Genomic DNA, 15,032 nt, shown 5'->3' on the forward strand with positions numbered 1-15,032 from the left:
AGCAGGCGCAGTCACCTCAATCCACTTCGACCAGAATGACTTCACTGTCTTCAAGGGCGGTTACTTTGAGCAGTGATTCCTCCCGCACCGCCACGCCATCCCGTGCCGACGCCACCGCACCGTTCACCTGAATGGCACCTGTCGCGGGTACCAGATAAACCTGCCTGCCCTCTTTTATCGGATACTCAGCGGTTTGCCCTTCTTTAAGGGTGACGGCTGCCAGCCTGCCATCGGTACGAATGGACAGGGCATCTTCATCTTCTTCATAGCCACTGGCCAGAACTACAAACTGACCATCACGCTGCGCTTTGGGGAATGGTTTAGTTCCCCATGAAGGCGGCAGGCCCTGCTTGGTAGGCAGAATCCAGATCTGGAATATCCGCGTCAGTTCTGGTTCCAGGTTGTACTCGCTGTGCACGATGCCAGTACCGGCACTCATCACCTGAACATCACCCGCTACAGTGCGGCCTTTGTTACCCAGACTATCCTGATGGGTAATAGCCCCCTGACGCACATAGGTGATAATTTCCATATTGCTGTGTGGGTGCGGAGGAAAACCAGAGTTGGCCTTAATCTCATCATCATTCCAGACGCGCAGGCCACCCCACTGCATACGTTTGGGATCGTAATAGTCGGCAAAGGAAAAATGGTGACGAGCATTCAGCCAGCCATGGTTGGCACCGCCGAGACTGGAGAAGGGGCGAACTTCGATCATGATGCATCTCCTTTAAGCTGTGACATGCCTCCGGGGTAAAGATGACGGAGGGGATATGCTGTTATGATCTCAGCCAGTCTGATTCAGAAAAAGCGTAAATATCCGCACGACTTCATCAGAATTTTAGATTGGATACGACCCAGGTTCGTACTGAAATTGTGAAAGTGTTAACAAGAGAACCCGATTACATGAGCTGGATTCTGGATGCTCTGATGCAACGCTGGCAGGTGGCAGACTATTACCAGGCGTTGGGAAATGATTACCCACTGGCGCTGATTGCCCATCCCGCACTGACCAATCTGGCGTTGGCTCGTTGCTATGATGAACTGTTGGATGAGGGCCACCAGCTGTCCCCTGTGCAAGCAGCGCAAACCTTACTGGTCACCCTGTTTAGACCTCCTGCACAGGGAGATAGAGAAGAGTCAGGCATCACCGCTATGGCGATGGCCTCACGGTTATTTCATTGCCCTGCCCCTTATGGAATAACCGCCCGGGTCTGGTGGCAGGTTATTGCTGAAATCGCAGAACAGCGTTACCTGTCTGCTGACACAACCCCCTCCAGCAGCAACCAGCCGCAGCTGATTCTGCTCTGCGGTATTTCAGGCTCGGGTAAAAGTACGCTGATTGCAGACCGCTATACCAAAGCTACGGTGATTTCTCTTGATGACATTCGCGAGCAGCGATTTGGCGAACGCCTGAGCCAGACAAATAACGATAAGGTAGTGGCAACCGCTCATCGACGACTGAATACACTGTTACGACCCGGCCATACGGTTATCTGGGATGCTACAAACTATCGGCAATCCTATCGTCAGCCACTGATTGATATAGGCCGCCGGCACCATGCCTGTATCGAGATAGTACTGCTGCAGGTCAGCAAAGCGACAGCATTGAGCCGCAACGCTGAACGCGAACATGCTATCCCTGACGAGGCCATTGAGCGACAGATTCAGCGATTCGAGTTACCCAGAGAGGATGAAGCTGACGCAGTGCGTATTGTGTTCAATGATTGAGCCTTGTTGTGACACAGTGCGCATGAACTGTCATGCGCTGTCATTTCACTGTGCAACCTAGTGCATTTACACTTTCACTTTCCCGCCAATTTCACGCCTTTTTGCTCTCACTCACTGCCCGCACTATATCCGGCTGATAGACACCATCTGCCGTCTCATGCGGGTTTGCGGGCACATTTCAGATAAACGTCATGATCCTTCCTTGAGCAGGTCATGAATATGGCTGGACTATGTAAATTGGTTTCCCGCCATAGCAAACATTGAAACTGGCTAAATTGTTTCAGTCGCAGTTTCATAGCGCGCATGAGCTGCTGCCTTCCTGATAAAGGGCAGCAGTAAAGCCTGTTCGGCACATCTTTCTGTTCATTGAGCGCCCTCTCCCGCCATGCCAAGCGTTTCAAGGTGCCCTGCTCAAGAGGAATTCAGATGAAATCCCAGTTCTCTGCCCGCCGTCTGTGGCTGGGCGTTGTACTTTGTGCCCTCCTGCCCGTACTGATGGTCAGTCGTGCGATGGCCGATGATGACAACGGCAAAGGTCCGAAAACGGTCGATGTGCCAATCGAAGGCAAGCCGCATGCCGTGGCAGTGGTCTATTCAGGTGACGGCGGCTGGCATGATCTGGATAAGGTCATCGGTGAATGGCTGGGCAAGAACGGTTATGCAGTAGTGGGCGTTGATACCCTCAACAGCTTCTGGAGCAGTAAAGAACCCAGGTCAGTGGCCAAAGACCTGAAGAAAATTGTGCATCGCATTGACCCCACGGACAGCTTGCCTGTTCTGATTGTGGGCTACTCCTTCGGTGCCGATGTGTTCCCCTTCGCCTGGCCAGAACTGGACCCGGCCCTGAAGTCCCGCATCCAGCTGGTCAGCCTGCTGGCACCCGGTTACCACACGGCCTTCCACGTCAGTGTTGAAGGTTGGTTGGGAATTGATCACGGTGATCATGACGTTGTGCCTGCCATTGCCGCATTACCTGCCGAAAAAGTGCTGTGTGTCTACGGCTCCGAAGATAAAGACGACACCTCTTGCATGGCACCTGAACTCAAGCAGATCTCGGTTATCGAGACCTCTGGCGACCATCACTTTGATGAGGACTACCCCGCACTCGCGGCCAGAATCAACAACGCCTTCAACACTAAACTGGAATCACTGGCCAGTCAGCAAGGTGGGGTACCTGCTGCTGCCTCCTCTGCCAAATCGGTCGCCACCGACGCCGTCAATCCTGATGCCACCACGGCATCGGTTGACAGTACCTCGGTCAAAGCCAACGAATAACTGCCGCTACGAGTTTTGTCATGCGTCCGACTGTAGAAGAAAAGGAAGCTCTGCCACTCGCTCCGTCCTATCTGACGGAGCAGATCAAGCGCTGGGTACCACCAGCGCTGACCCTGATTCTGTTTGCTGCCGGGTTACTGGCCCTGCAGCATCTGCTTAAGAGCGTCAATGTTGACGACATCCGCAACGAGTTTCAGCAGGTGCCCTGGAGCACACTGGCACTGGCGCTGCTCACGACCCTGTTGGGTTACATGGCACTGGTGGGCTATGACGCCACCGCTCTCAGTCACATCGATAAAAAGCTACCCATGGAACGGGTGGCTTTAGGCTCCTTCTGCGCCTATGCCCTGGGCAATACCATCGGCCTCTCTGCCGTATCCGGTGGCGCTGTGCGTTACCGTTTTTATTCAGGCCTGGGTCTGGATGCAGCTGAAGTCGCCATGGTGTCCACCTTTTGTGCCGTCTTCTTCGGTATCGGTGTGGTGGTGGTCGGCCTTGCCGCGCTGGTTGTTCACCCCGAAGCGCTGACCTATATCCTGTCGTTATCCGCAGGCGAAGTGCAAAAGCTCAGCGCCATTGCACTGGCTGTGCTGGTCGGTCTGGGTGCTCTGCTCAGTATCTCCGGCTACAACCTTCGCCTTGGCCGTTTCGATCTGCGCCTGCCCCGCCCGCGTGTGCTGCTCAGCCAGGTGCTGTTCTCTGTGCTGGATATCACCCTGGCCGGAGCGACGCTGTATATTCTTTTACCTCCTGAAGCCACTATCAGCTTCCCCGCTTTCGTTGCCATCTTTGCCACCGCCCTGCTGGTTGCCGTGCTCAGCCATGTACCGGGTGGCGTCGGTATTTTTGAAAGCATGATTATTGCGGCTCTGGGCAAACATGTGCCGCTGGAATCCGTGGCGGCTTCTCTGCTGCTGTTCCGCATTGTCTATTATCTGGTGCCCTTCTGCCTCGCGCTGGTACTGATCGTCCTGCATGAAGTAGTGAGCAACGTCAAAGCCACATCAGCGCTGGCAGGTGTACGTCGGGTCATGGGGCCAAGCCTGTCCGGCCTTGCCGAACTGGCACCTATCGGCCTTGCCGCCATGGTGTTGCTGTCAGGCCTGTTCCTGCTGTTGCTGGGTCTGATCCCTCTTCCTGATGATCTGCTCAGTGACGTCAACGATGTTCTGCCCTTAGGCGGCATCGAAGCCTCCAGCATTCTGTCCGGCGCGCTGGGTATGGTACTGGTGATGCTGTCTACCGCGCTCAAACGCAGGGTCAAGGCAGCTTGCTGGATCATTATTGTCGGGCTGATTGTGGGTGCCGAAGTGGTGGTCATGCAGCGCCTCGACGTCGTACACAGTTTGTTGCTGCTGGCCGCTGCCGGGGCGATCTATCTCAGTCGCCGGGAGTTCCATCGTTCATCACGCCTGTCCATTGGCATCTGGTCAGCTAACTGGTTTGCCTTGCTGCTGTGCGTATCGGCACTGGCCGCTGCCTTGCTGTTTTTCGCCAACAAAGACACTGCCTACAGTCATGAGTTGTGGTGGCAATTTGCAGAAGATCAGCAGACCCCACGCGCCCTACGTGTCGCAGCCAGCGCTGCGGTAGTGGCACTGCTCAGCGTACTGTTCTATGCCTTGCGTCCGCCACGTATGGAAGTGGTGGAAGCCACTCGTGACCACCTTGAAGAAATCCGCCCGGTCGTACGTCAGCAGAACAACCCCGAAGCCAGTCTGGTATTCACCGGTGACAAGTCGCTGCTGATGTCCTCCGACAAGAGTGGCTTCATCATGTATGCCGTGCAGGGGCGTAGCTGGATCGCTTTGGGTGGCCCGGTTGGTAACCCCGCTGTCGCTGACGAGTTGATCTATGATTTCGTGCAGATGGCTGATCGTCATAACGGACGGGCAGTGTTCTATCACGTCAGCGATAAACGCCTGCCGTTATTTCTCGATGCCGGGTTCAGCTTCAACAAACTGGGCGAAGAGGCTATCGTGCCGCTACCTACCTTTTCCTTGGAAGGCTCGGACCGCAAGCGCCTGCGCCAGACCGTCAGCCGTGCTCAGCGTGATGGGTTGTCGTTCCGTATTGTCGAGGCGCCCCACGCCAATGAACTGCTGACGGAGCTCAAACAAATCTCCAGCGAATGGATGCAAACCAAGCACGTCAAAGAAAAACGCTTTTCTCTGGGACGGTTCGACAGTTTCTACCTGAACAGCGGCCCACTGGCACTGATCGAACACGAAGGGCGTATTGTGGCCTTTGCCAACATACTGGAAACCGATACCCGCCAGACAGCCTCCATTGATCTGATGCGGCACAGCAATAGCGCACCAGATTCCGTGATGGAGTACCTGTTTATCGAGTTGATGCTGGCACTGAAGGAAAGAGGTTTCGCGGCTCTGTCACTTGGCCTGGCTCCCCTTTCGGGACTGGACAAGTCGTCGCGCCGGCAAATCTGGAATCGCTTGGGCATGACGATTTACCGGCATGGCGGACATTTCTACAACTTTGAAGGTTTACGCCGATTCAAAGCCAAGTTCGATCCGGAGTGGCACCCTCGATATCTGGCGACCTACGGGGGGCTGGACCCGATGCTGGCGATGGCCGATGCCACGACGCTGATCAGTGGTGGTTTGCGTGGTGTGGTGGTGAAGTAAGTAAGGAAGAAAAAAAGCCCCCGTCATTGATGGGGGTGGGTAAACAAAGAAGTGGCTTTCGCCTGTTAACTGCGTGTTTCAGCTCAACCATACCTTCCCGTCAGATGGCCTCACGCTGCCGATACTCACTGGCTGTCATTGAGGTCGCCCGGCGGAAAAAGCGGGCAAAGTAAGCCGGATCATTGAAGCCAAGGGTATAGGCAATCTCGGTGACGCTGTGATCAGTAAACATCAGCAGGCGTTTTGCTTCCTGCACCACCCGATCATGGACCAGACGCTTGGAAGGCAAATCCGATAGCCGCCGACAGATATCATTCAGACGTGACTCGCTGATATTCAGCTTTCCGGCGTAGCGATCCAGCGTCCAGTGCTCCTGATAATGAGCCTCGATCAGTTCGTTGAAGCGGTGGAAGATGCCTATTTCATCCTTGCGTGTGGTCTGTGCGGGATGGTTCTGGTCGGCATAGCGCAGCAGGTGGACGAACAGCAGGCGCGTCAGTGCAATCAGCGCCAGCTCCCGTCCGCTGCGCTGCACATCAGCAAACTCCGTTGCGATCAGGGCAAATAATGTCATCAGCTCCTGACTGGGATGAGCCTCACGGTCCAGCGCGACACATAGCGGCTGATCGATACAGCCACGCAAACTCCCGGCCTGCATACCCTCGAAATGGGACCAGACCAGCTGCTGCCGCACCGTCAGCACATGACCCGTACTGCCGGTTTCGGTAACAAAGGCATGGGGGATTGTTGGGGGCGTAACAAAGAACATCGGCCCTTCAACCACATACAAACGATCATCCAGATACACCCGCACGACTCCGCTCATGACCAGATGCACCTGAAAAAATCGATCATGGCGATGCACGGGCATATTACGTCCGAAAAAGTCAGCCAGCTTCTCAAACCCTTCGTAGTGGACGTCTGCTTCGGCGTAACGCTGATCGTACTCCTGCCCAATATTGATATTGGGGATAGGCGTGGTGGTCGTCGCGCCCGGTATTGCTCGTGCGGTTTTGGGGTCGGGTATGACCATCGTGTTCATAGCATCACTTCTTAATTATTGTTATTGATCGCTCGGTGTTACTTGCATGAATGACGCGCTATCAAGCTCGCCACTCAGATGTTCACCTGATTCAGACAAGTGAACATCCAGCCACGACGTTAGCACTTAATCATGGGCAATACAGACGGATTTGATCTCCGTAAAGCTCTCCACTGCGCCCTTCCCAAACTCACGCCCCATACCCGATTGCTTGTGGCCACCAAAAGGCATCGCAGGATCCAGAGGCACATGAGTATTCACCCACACCGTCCCTGATTTGATCTTAGGCACCATGCGCATGGCAGTGTTGAGGTTAGTGGTCCAGAGGCTGGCTGCAAGGCCATAGTGGGAATCATTCGCCAGCGCCAGCACCTCGTCTTCTGTATCGAACGGCATGACAGCCAGCACCGGACCAAAGACTTCGCTGTGAATGATGCTGTGGGAGTGATCGACAGCGGAGAGAATCGTCGGCTCAACGTAAAAGCCCTCGCCTTCTGGTACTTTGCAGCCTTGATGAACCTGCACGCCCTCTGCTTTTGCCTGCTCAAGAAAGCGATAAATGGACTGCTGATGTCGTCTTGAAACCACAGGATTGATCCGGGCATCAGGGTCCATGCCAGGGCCGATACTCATTCCCTTCACTGCCTCGATCAGGGCGTTCAGTACTACCTCATAGTGACTGCGCTGCACATAGATGCGTGAAGCAGCGGCACATACCTGCCCCTGATTGAGCAAGCCGCCCATCATGACTCCGGGAACGACCTGAGCAATATCCGCGTCATCCATGATAATCAGCGGGTTTTTCCCTCCCAGCTCAAGAGTAAATCGTGCCATCTGGTCAACCGCCGCATGACCAATACGCTTACCCACTGAGGTGGAACCTGTAAATGTCAGCTTACTTATCAGTGGATGAGTGATCAGCGCCTCTCCGGTGGTCTTTCCATCACCCGTAATTACATTGACCACACCGTCAGGAACCCCTGCTTCCGTTAACAACTCGGCCAGACGCAAAGCCGTCAGAGGGGTTTCCTCGGAAGGCTTCAATACCACAGTGCATCCCGCTGCCAGTGCCGGAATGATCTTCCAGGTGGCAATCATCAAAGGGAAGTTCCAGGGTACGATTGCCCCTACTACACCTATCGGTTCGCGCCGGGTATAAGCGGTGTACCTGGCACCCTGCGGGACAGGAATGGACACGTCCATCGTTTCCCCACCGATCTTGGTTGCCCATCCTGCCATATAACGGACAAACTCAATGGTGGCCCCTACTTCGATAGCACGTGCGATATGAATCGATTTTCCCTGATTGAGGGTTTCCAGCTGGGCCAGCTCTTCGCTGTGCGCTTCAAGAACATCAGCAACTTTCAGCAGGATACGCTCTCTGTCAGCTGGACGGAGTGCTGACCAGATACCACTGGTAAAGGCGTGTTGAGCACTGCGTACGGCGGTATCGACCTCATTACTGTCCGCCTGGGCAATGCTGCCAATGACCTGCCCTGTCGCAGGATTGCACACCTGCAAGCGCTGCCCTGACCTGCTCTCCTGCTGCTTTCCGTCGATATACAAGCCATGCTGGCGTTGTAAAAAGGCCTGAACACTTTCCAATACAGCAATCTGACTCTGCGCGGGCATGCGACATTCCTCGTTTTTATCGTTAGGGCACGGGTGGCTGATTCTGTACCGCAGAGTGATGAGTTGCCTATCAACCCTATGGTTGATAGGCAACTTCATGCATAGCGGGCAGCCTGCAGAATGGCTCTGACAGGCACTCAACCCCCACATAGATAATATATTAATTAATTGACAGGGCGTTTTCGGTCAAGCTATAAAATTAATATATTAACTACAAGCCTGCCCTTTCTGAGAGGTTAATAATGAAACGCGGTCACATCCTGCTTGATGGTCAGGACTGGGAGATCATCCAGCACTCCAAACTCCCTCCTGGCCCGGAGGCCAATAAGCTGCCCTGGAAGCTCCCCGTTACGGGTACGGTGATAGGTGTCGCTCTTAACACCACCAGTATTTTGGCTTCTCTTGAAGACCAGCTTGATAAGGCACCCTATAAGGAAGCCCCAAAAACGCCTGTACTATTCATCAAAACGGCTAACACCCACGTTAAGTCTGGCCAGGCAGTAGCGATTCCGCTGGATCAGCCAAGCTTTGCAGGCCCGGCGTTAGGCGTCCTGATCGGTAAAGTCGCCAGCAAGGTACGTGAAGAAGACGCTCTTGAGGTGATTGCAGGCTACACCCTGGTGAATGAGATCAGTCTGGAAGAAAAATCCTTCTACCGGCCCGACATCAAGGGAAAATGCCGGGACACTTTCTGCCCAATCGGTACGCTGATTACTGATACCAGCAGTATTGCAGACCCTTCCGCTCTGACCATTGATGTATCGGTAAATGGGGTATCACAGCAGCAGTACAGCACTTCAGAACTGATTTACTCCATACCTCAGCTGATCGCCCGGATTTCCACCTTTATGACCTTGCAACCAGGAGATTTGCTGATCACAGGGACACCGTTGAAGCAGGTGCGTCTGCAGAACGGTGACATCATCAGCCTGCATTGTAAGGAGCTGGGCAGTCTGGAAAATCCGGTTGTAGCAGCAATCAATCACGAGACTGACGCGGAGATAGGTCAATGAAGCACGGTCACATTCGTCACCAGGGGCAGATCCACGCCATCAGTTTTGATGACCCCAAGCGAATTACTCTTGCTGATGGCACCGTCCTGAGCGAAGAGCAACTCGAATGGTTACCCCCTCAATGCAACACACTATTTGCACTGGGGCTGAACTATGCCGATCACGCCGCAGAACTGGCATTCAAGGCACCCACCGAGCCGCTGGTCTTTATCAAGGCACCCAACACAATAACGGCACACCGCACAGCGACTGTTCGTCCGGATAACGTTGCCTATATGCACTACGAGTGTGAGCTGGTTGTCGTTATCGGAAAATCAGCTAAGAACGTCAGCCGCGTTAACGCTATGGACTATGTTCAGGGCTATACCCTATGCAATGACTATGCTGTGCGTGACTATCTGGAAAACTACTATCGCCCCAATCTTCGCGTTAAAAGCAGAGATACCCTGACCCCACTTGGCCCGTGGATAGTCGATGCAGCAGATGTACCGGATCCGCATAACCTTGCACTTAAAACCTATGTGAATGGGGAGCTGACTCAGGCTGGCACAACCCGTGACATGGTTTTCGACATCCCCTTCCTCATCGAATACCTGAGTAGCTTTATGACGCTCAGCCCAGGAGACATGATCGCTACCGGTACACCTGAAGGCCTCAGGGATGTTATACCGGGAGATGAAGTCGTGGTTGAAATTGAGGGGATCGGCCGTCTGGTCAATCGCATAGTGAGTGAAGCTGAATATCAAACGCAGCAGCAGGCAAGTTGAAGCTCAGTAGAACACTCACCTGAAGGGCTTCGGCCAAATAAAAACAAGACAGGCGGATTGCCTCCGCATGGAGAATCGACATGGGCAAAATAGTACTTGCCGCCAAAATCACTCACGTCCCTTCGATGTATCTGTCGGAACTACCTGGCGAGCATCATGGCTGCAGGGAAGCGGCAATCAATGGACATAAAGAAATTGGCAGGCGAGCTCGTGCCTTGGGTGCCGATACCGCCCTGGTATTTGACACCCACTGGCTGGTGAACAGTGCCTACCACATCAACTGTGGCGAGCACTTCAAAGGTACTTATACCAGCAATGAGTTACCTCACTTTATCCGTGACATGGATTACGAATATTCAGGTTGCCCTGAACTGGGCGAGCTGATCGCTGAGGAAGCCAACAGCACTGGCGTGCGTAGCCTGGCGCATAACATTCCCAGTCTGGATCTGGAGTACGGCACTCTCGTGCCTATGCGTTACATGCATATGGACATCCCCGCCGCACAGCATTTCAAAGTGGTATCAGTGGCCGCCTGGTGTGCCTGGCATAGTCTGGAGGACAGCTTTGCTTTTGGTGCAGCTGTCCGTCGGGCAATCGAAAAGAGTGACAGGAACGTAGTGGTCTTGGCATCCGGCTCACTTTCCCATCGTTTCACTGACAGTCAGAACGCCAGAGAGAACATGCATAAGTGGACCCGGGAATTTGACAGACAGGTTGACTTGCATGTGGTGGAAATGTGGCGCCAGGGCCGCTTCAACGAGTTCTGCGCCATGTTGCCAGATTACGCTGAGCACTGTTACGGCGAAGGAAAAATGCACGACACCGCCATGTTGCTGGGGTTATTGGGTGGCGAATCTTATAGCGGGCAAGTTGAAGTCATTACTGATCTTTTCGGTAGTTCAGGTACTGGTCAGATCAACGCGATATTTCCTCTTCCTGCCGACTTTATCTGATCCCACCCCCTCCGTAACGCAGTTGAGAAATTCGGTTTCCCAGATTGCTAGTTAACTCAGGACACTTACCATGCTTGATGCCAATCTCATTGTGCAAGCGGCTAATCGCCTCGATGAAGCGGAGAAAAACCGACAACAGATACGTCAGTTTTCTCTCGACTACCCTGATATCAGCATTGAAGATGCCTATGCCATCCAGAAAGCATGGGTAGATATCAAGCTGGCAAATGGCCGTAAGCTGATAGGCCACAAAATTGGGCTTACCTCACGCGCGATGCAGGTCTCCTCCAACATTACAGAGCCTGACTACGGCGCTTTACTGGATGACATGCGTTTTGAGGAAGGCAGTGATATTCCCTTTCATCGGTTTATCGTTCCACGGGTCGAAGTAGAGCTGGCTTTTATCCTGGGTAAGCCACTACGTGGTCCTGATTGCACAATTTTTGATGTACTCGATGCGACAGACTACGTGATTCCGGCGCTGGAAATCATCGATGCGCGTATTCAACAGATCGACCCACAAACCAAAGTGACTCGTAAGGTATTCGATACCATCTCCGACAATGCAGCCAACGCAGGAATCGTGCTGGGTGGCCGGGCCATACGACCACATGAGCTGGATTTACGACGTATCCCCGCCATTCTTTATCGAAACGGAGTGATTGAAGAGTCCGGAGTATCGGCTGCGGTACTTAATCATCCCGCCAAAGGTGTTGCTTGGCTGGCGAACAAACTTGCACCTTATGACGTCACTCTGGAAGCCGGTCAGATTATTCTTGGTGGCTCATTCACCCGGCCGGTCAACGTCAATCCGGGCGACACTTTCCATGTCGATTATGATCAGCTAGGTAGCATAGCCTGTCGCTTTGTCTGATCAGTCAATACTTACGGAGGCCGTATGCAATATGCTGTGGCCGCCTTTGGAGTACATGATGGATTTACCAATCAATACCTTCAAAAAGCGTCTTAAAGCAGGCGATCAACTCATCGGTTTATGGCTCGGTCTGGCTGATCCGTACTGCGCAGAGCTCGCCGCAAATGCTGGCTTTGACTGGTTGCTGCTTGATGGCGAACATGCCCCTAACGATTTGCGTAGTCAGTTAGCACAATTACAGGCAATTTCTCCCTACGCCAGCCATCCCATAATTCGTCCGGCCATTGGTGACACCGTACTCATCAAGCAACTGCTCGATATTGGAGCGCAAACATTACTGATTCCGTTAGTAGAAACAGCAGAACAGGCTGCAGAGCTTGTTCGTGCAATGCGCTACCCTCCTCAGGGGATACGTGGTGTCGGTAGCGCCCTGGCACGTGCATCTCGCTGGAACTCCATCCCTGACTATCTGGATTCGGCAGATGATCAGATGTGCTTGCTTGTTCAGATAGAAACAGTGAAAGGTCTGCAAAATCTCAATGCCATTGCAGCGGTTGAGGGCGTCGATGGCGTATTTATAGGACCAGCAGACCTTTCGGCAGCGCTAGGTCATCGAGGTAAACCTACGCATCCTGAAGTACAAACGGCTATTGAAGATGCAATTAATCGAATTCAGAACGCTGGGAAAGCCGCTGGTATCTTGATGGCTGATGCAAAACTGGCTCAGCACTATTTGGAGCTGGGGTGTGGCTTTGTTGCTGTCGGCGTTGATACCACCGTTTTGATGAAAGGATTAAAGTCTTTGGCAAACGAATTCATAGCTTCAGCATCAACGTTACCGTCCAGTCTGAAACCGTCAGTCTATTGATAGTAACTCCTGGCATCTCTGCTATTTTGTTGAGGCTATTCTCTATTGCGAATGGATGCATGTCCCCTAGAAGCATTTGTCCATTCCAATAGAAAGTACAAAGATCTTCTTGTTAGTGAGCACAGCATTAGACCAAAAAATTAATATAACCTCAAAAGCAAACCCCCTGACCGTTGCCGATCAGGGGGTGCTGTATTTCAATGCCTGGCGATGACCTACTCTCACATGGGGAAACCCCACACTACCATCGGCGCTGACGCGTTTCACTTCTGAGTTCGGAATGGCATCAGGTGGTTCCACGTCGCTATGGTCGCCAGGCAATTCTGGCTGAGTCTCTCGGACTTACTTCCTCTGCTCGCTCACTCTTCGCTCGCTCACAGCCGCCGGTTTACTCAAATAAGGGTGGCTCTAATTTGATTATTCGCATCTTCATGCGCTTGCGACGATCACAAAATCTCTTCGTCTATCCAGTGCTTAACCAAGTCTCTTAGCTTATATGGCCAAGCCGCACGGGCAATTAGTATGGGTTAGCTCAATGCCTCACAGCACTTACACACCCCACCTATCAACCTTGTGGTCTTCAAGGGCCCTTTAGAGGATTCAAGATCCAGGGAGATCTCATCTTGAGGGGGGCTTCCCGCTTAGATGCTTTCAGCGGTTATCCCGTCCGAACATAGCTACCGGGCAATGCGATTGGCATCACAACCCGAACACCAGCGGTTCGTCCATTCCGGTCCTCTCGTACTAGGAACAGCTCCTCTCAAATCTCCAACGTCCACGGCAGATAGGGACCGAACTGTCTCACGACGTTCTAAACCCAGCTCGCGTACCACTTTAAATGGCGAACAGCCATACCCTTGGGACCGGCTTCAGCCCCAGGATGTGATGAGCCGACATCGAGGTGCCAAACACCGCCGTCGATGTGAACTCTTGGGCGGTATCAGCCTGTTATCCCCGGAGTACCTTTTATCCGTTGAGCGATGGCCCTTCCATTCAGAACCACCGGATCACTAGCACCTACTTTCGTACCTGCTCGACCTGTCCGTCTCGCAGTTAAGCACCCTTCTACGCTTGCACTCATTGGCTGATTTCCGACCAGCCTGAGGGTACCTTCGCGCTCCTCCGTTACTCTTTGGGAGGAGACCGCCCCAGTCAAACTGCCCACCACACACTGTTCTCGACCCGGATCACGGGCCTGAGTTAGAACCTCAATGGTGTCAGGGTGGTATTTCAAGGTTGGCTCCACAGAAACTGGCGTCTCTGCTTCTAAGCCTCCCACCTATCCTACACAAACAACATCAAAGTCCAGTGTGAAGCTACAGTAAAGGTTCACGGGGTCTTTCCGTCTAGCCGCGGATACGCTGCATCTTCACAGCGAGTTCAATTTCACTGAGTCTCGGGTGGAGACAGTGCCGCCATCATTACGCCATTCGTGCAGGTCGGAACTTACCCGACAAGGAATTTCGCTACCTTAGGACCGTTATAGTTACGGCCGCCGTTTACCGGGGCTTCGATCAAGAGCTTCGCTTGCGCTAACCCCATCAATTAACCTTCCGGCACCGGGCAGGCGTCACACCCTATACGTCCACTTTCGTGTTTGCAGAGTGCTGTGTTTTTAATAAACAGTTGCAGCGGCCTGGTATCTTCGACTGCCAGCAGCTTACGGAGCGAGTCCTTCACCACCGGCAGCGCACCTTCTCCCGAAGTTACGGTGCCATTTTGCCTAGTTCCTTCACCCGAGTTCTCTCAAGCGCCTTGGTATTCTCTACCTGATCACCTGTGTCGGTTTGGGGTACGGTCCTGTTTACCTGAAGCTTAGAGGCTTTTCTTGGAAGCATGGCATCAACCACTTCGCTCATGCGAGCTCGTCATCAGTCCTCAGCATTGGCCGTGCGGATTTGCCTACACGTCCTGCCTACAACCTTAAACACGGATAACCATCACCGTGCTGGCCTAGCCTTCTCCGTCCCCCCATCGCAGTAAACAGCGGTACAGGAATATTAACCTGTTTCCCATCGACTACGCCTTTCGGCCTCGCCTTAGGAGCCGACTCACCCTGCCTCGATTAACGTTGGACAGGAACCCTTGATCTTCCGGCGAGGAGGCTTTTCACCTCCTTTATCGTTACTTATGTCAGCATTCGCACTTCTGATATCTCCAGCATGCCTTACAACACACCTTCGCAGACTTACAGAACGCTCCCCTACCACTCCTCAATGAGGAATCCGCAGCTTC

At 53.3% G+C, this 15,032-nt stretch carries 11 protein-coding genes and 2 rRNA genes (1 of these 13 only partly in view); 8 read left to right on the forward strand and 5 right to left on the reverse strand.

The window, feature by feature from the left end:
- Positions 1-16: 16 nt before the first annotated feature.
- Positions 17-715 carry a pirin family protein gene (locus QCD60_RS23450; RefSeq protein WP_279788958.1) on the reverse strand — a complete coding sequence of 233 codons (699 nt, stop codon included), beginning with the start codon at positions 713-715 and terminating at the stop codon, positions 17-19.
- 188 nt (positions 716-903) lie between these two features.
- Between QCD60_RS23450 and QCD60_RS23455 the strand changes: the two genes are divergently transcribed.
- The 3 genes from QCD60_RS23455 (at position 904) to mprF (ending at position 5,648) form a co-directional block, all read left to right on the forward strand.
- A complete protein-coding gene (locus QCD60_RS23455; protein ID WP_279788960.1) occupies positions 904-1,728 on the forward strand; it encodes an ATP-binding protein in 825 nt (274 codons plus the stop codon).
- A gap of 426 nt (positions 1,729-2,154) precedes the next feature.
- Entirely contained in the window at positions 2,155-3,003 is an 849-nt protein-coding gene (locus QCD60_RS23460; protein WP_279788962.1) for an AcvB/VirJ family lysyl-phosphatidylglycerol hydrolase, read from the forward strand.
- A gap of 20 nt (positions 3,004-3,023) precedes the next feature.
- Complete coding sequence (mprF, locus tag QCD60_RS23465) at positions 3,024-5,648, forward strand: bifunctional lysylphosphatidylglycerol flippase/synthetase MprF (RefSeq protein WP_279788965.1); 2,625 nt, start codon at positions 3,024-3,026, stop codon at positions 5,646-5,648.
- A gap of 100 nt (positions 5,649-5,748) precedes the next feature.
- Here mprF and hpaA read toward each other — a convergent pair whose 3' ends face one another.
- Together hpaA and QCD60_RS23475 are read right to left on the reverse strand one after the other, a co-directional pair.
- The gene (gene hpaA, locus QCD60_RS23470; protein ID WP_279788967.1) at positions 5,749-6,690 is read right to left on the reverse strand and encodes a 4-hydroxyphenylacetate catabolism regulatory protein HpaA; all 942 of its coding nucleotides are present in this window, start codon (positions 6,688-6,690) and stop codon (positions 5,749-5,751) included.
- Positions 6,691-6,816: 126 nt separating this feature from the next.
- Complete coding sequence (locus QCD60_RS23475) at positions 6,817-8,322, reverse strand: aldehyde dehydrogenase family protein (protein ID WP_279788969.1); 1,506 nt, start codon at positions 8,320-8,322, stop codon at positions 6,817-6,819.
- A gap of 242 nt (positions 8,323-8,564) precedes the next feature.
- Here QCD60_RS23475 and QCD60_RS23480 point away from each other — a divergent pair, with 242 nt between their 5' ends.
- The 5 genes from QCD60_RS23480 to hpaI all read left to right on the forward strand — a co-directional run bounded on the left by QCD60_RS23480 (position 8,565) and on the right by hpaI (position 12,797).
- Positions 8,565-9,335 (forward strand): fumarylacetoacetate hydrolase family protein, encoded by a 771-nt coding sequence (locus QCD60_RS23480; RefSeq protein ID WP_279788971.1) that lies wholly within the window; start codon positions 8,565-8,567, stop codon positions 9,333-9,335.
- Complete coding sequence (locus QCD60_RS23485; RefSeq protein ID WP_279788974.1) at positions 9,332-10,102, forward strand: fumarylacetoacetate hydrolase family protein; 771 nt, start codon at positions 9,332-9,334, stop codon at positions 10,100-10,102. Before QCD60_RS23480 ends, QCD60_RS23485 begins: the two co-directional genes overlap by 4 nt.
- Positions 10,103-10,182: 80 nt before the next feature.
- Positions 10,183-11,055: a 3,4-dihydroxyphenylacetate 2,3-dioxygenase gene (hpaD, locus tag QCD60_RS23490; RefSeq protein WP_279788976.1), complete on the forward strand. Its 873-nt coding sequence runs from the start codon at positions 10,183-10,185 to the stop codon at positions 11,053-11,055.
- Positions 11,056-11,125: 70 nt separating this feature from the next.
- Positions 11,126-11,929 carry a 2-oxo-hept-4-ene-1,7-dioate hydratase gene (hpaH, locus tag QCD60_RS23495; RefSeq protein WP_279788978.1) on the forward strand — a complete coding sequence of 268 codons (804 nt, stop codon included), beginning with the start codon at positions 11,126-11,128 and terminating at the stop codon, positions 11,927-11,929.
- A 58-nt stretch (positions 11,930-11,987) separates the two neighbouring features.
- Positions 11,988-12,797 carry a 4-hydroxy-2-oxoheptanedioate aldolase gene (gene hpaI / locus QCD60_RS23500; protein ID WP_279791057.1) on the forward strand — a complete coding sequence of 270 codons (810 nt, stop codon included), beginning with the start codon at positions 11,988-11,990 and terminating at the stop codon, positions 12,795-12,797.
- Positions 12,798-12,999: 202 nt separating this feature from the next.
- Here hpaI and rrf read toward each other — a convergent pair.
- Positions 13,000-13,115, reverse strand: a 5S ribosomal RNA gene (gene rrf / locus QCD60_RS23505).
- Positions 13,116-13,293: 178 nt separating this feature from the next.
- A 23S ribosomal RNA gene (locus QCD60_RS23510) occupies positions 13,294-15,032 on the reverse strand; it runs 1,139 nt beyond the window's last position.

This window comes from Pokkaliibacter sp. MBI-7, from assembly GCF_029846635.1.
Lineage (GTDB): Bacteria > Pseudomonadota > Gammaproteobacteria > Pseudomonadales > Balneatricaceae > Pokkaliibacter.

Coding starts and splice junctions, on each gene's coding strand:
- QCD60_RS23450 (WP_279788958.1), bottom strand. CDS start 715: ATGATCGAAGTTCGCCCCTTCTCCAGTCTCGGCGGTGCCAACCATGGC.
- QCD60_RS23455 (WP_279788960.1), top strand. CDS start 904: ATGAGCTGGATTCTGGATGCTCTGATGCAACGCTGGCAGGTGGCAGAC.
- QCD60_RS23460 (WP_279788962.1), top strand. CDS start 2,155: ATGAAATCCCAGTTCTCTGCCCGCCGTCTGTGGCTGGGCGTTGTACTT.
- mprF (WP_279788965.1), top strand. CDS start 3,024: ATGCGTCCGACTGTAGAAGAAAAGGAAGCTCTGCCACTCGCTCCGTCC.
- hpaA (WP_279788967.1), bottom strand. CDS start 6,690: ATGAACACGATGGTCATACCCGACCCCAAAACCGCACGAGCAATACCG.
- QCD60_RS23475 (WP_279788969.1), bottom strand. CDS start 8,322: ATGCCCGCGCAGAGTCAGATTGCTGTATTGGAAAGTGTTCAGGCCTTT.
- QCD60_RS23480 (WP_279788971.1), top strand. CDS start 8,565: ATGAAACGCGGTCACATCCTGCTTGATGGTCAGGACTGGGAGATCATC.
- QCD60_RS23485 (WP_279788974.1), top strand. CDS start 9,332: ATGAAGCACGGTCACATTCGTCACCAGGGGCAGATCCACGCCATCAGT.
- hpaD (WP_279788976.1), top strand. CDS start 10,183: ATGGGCAAAATAGTACTTGCCGCCAAAATCACTCACGTCCCTTCGATG.
- hpaH (WP_279788978.1), top strand. CDS start 11,126: ATGCTTGATGCCAATCTCATTGTGCAAGCGGCTAATCGCCTCGATGAA.
- hpaI (WP_279791057.1), top strand. CDS start 11,988: ATGGATTTACCAATCAATACCTTCAAAAAGCGTCTTAAAGCAGGCGAT.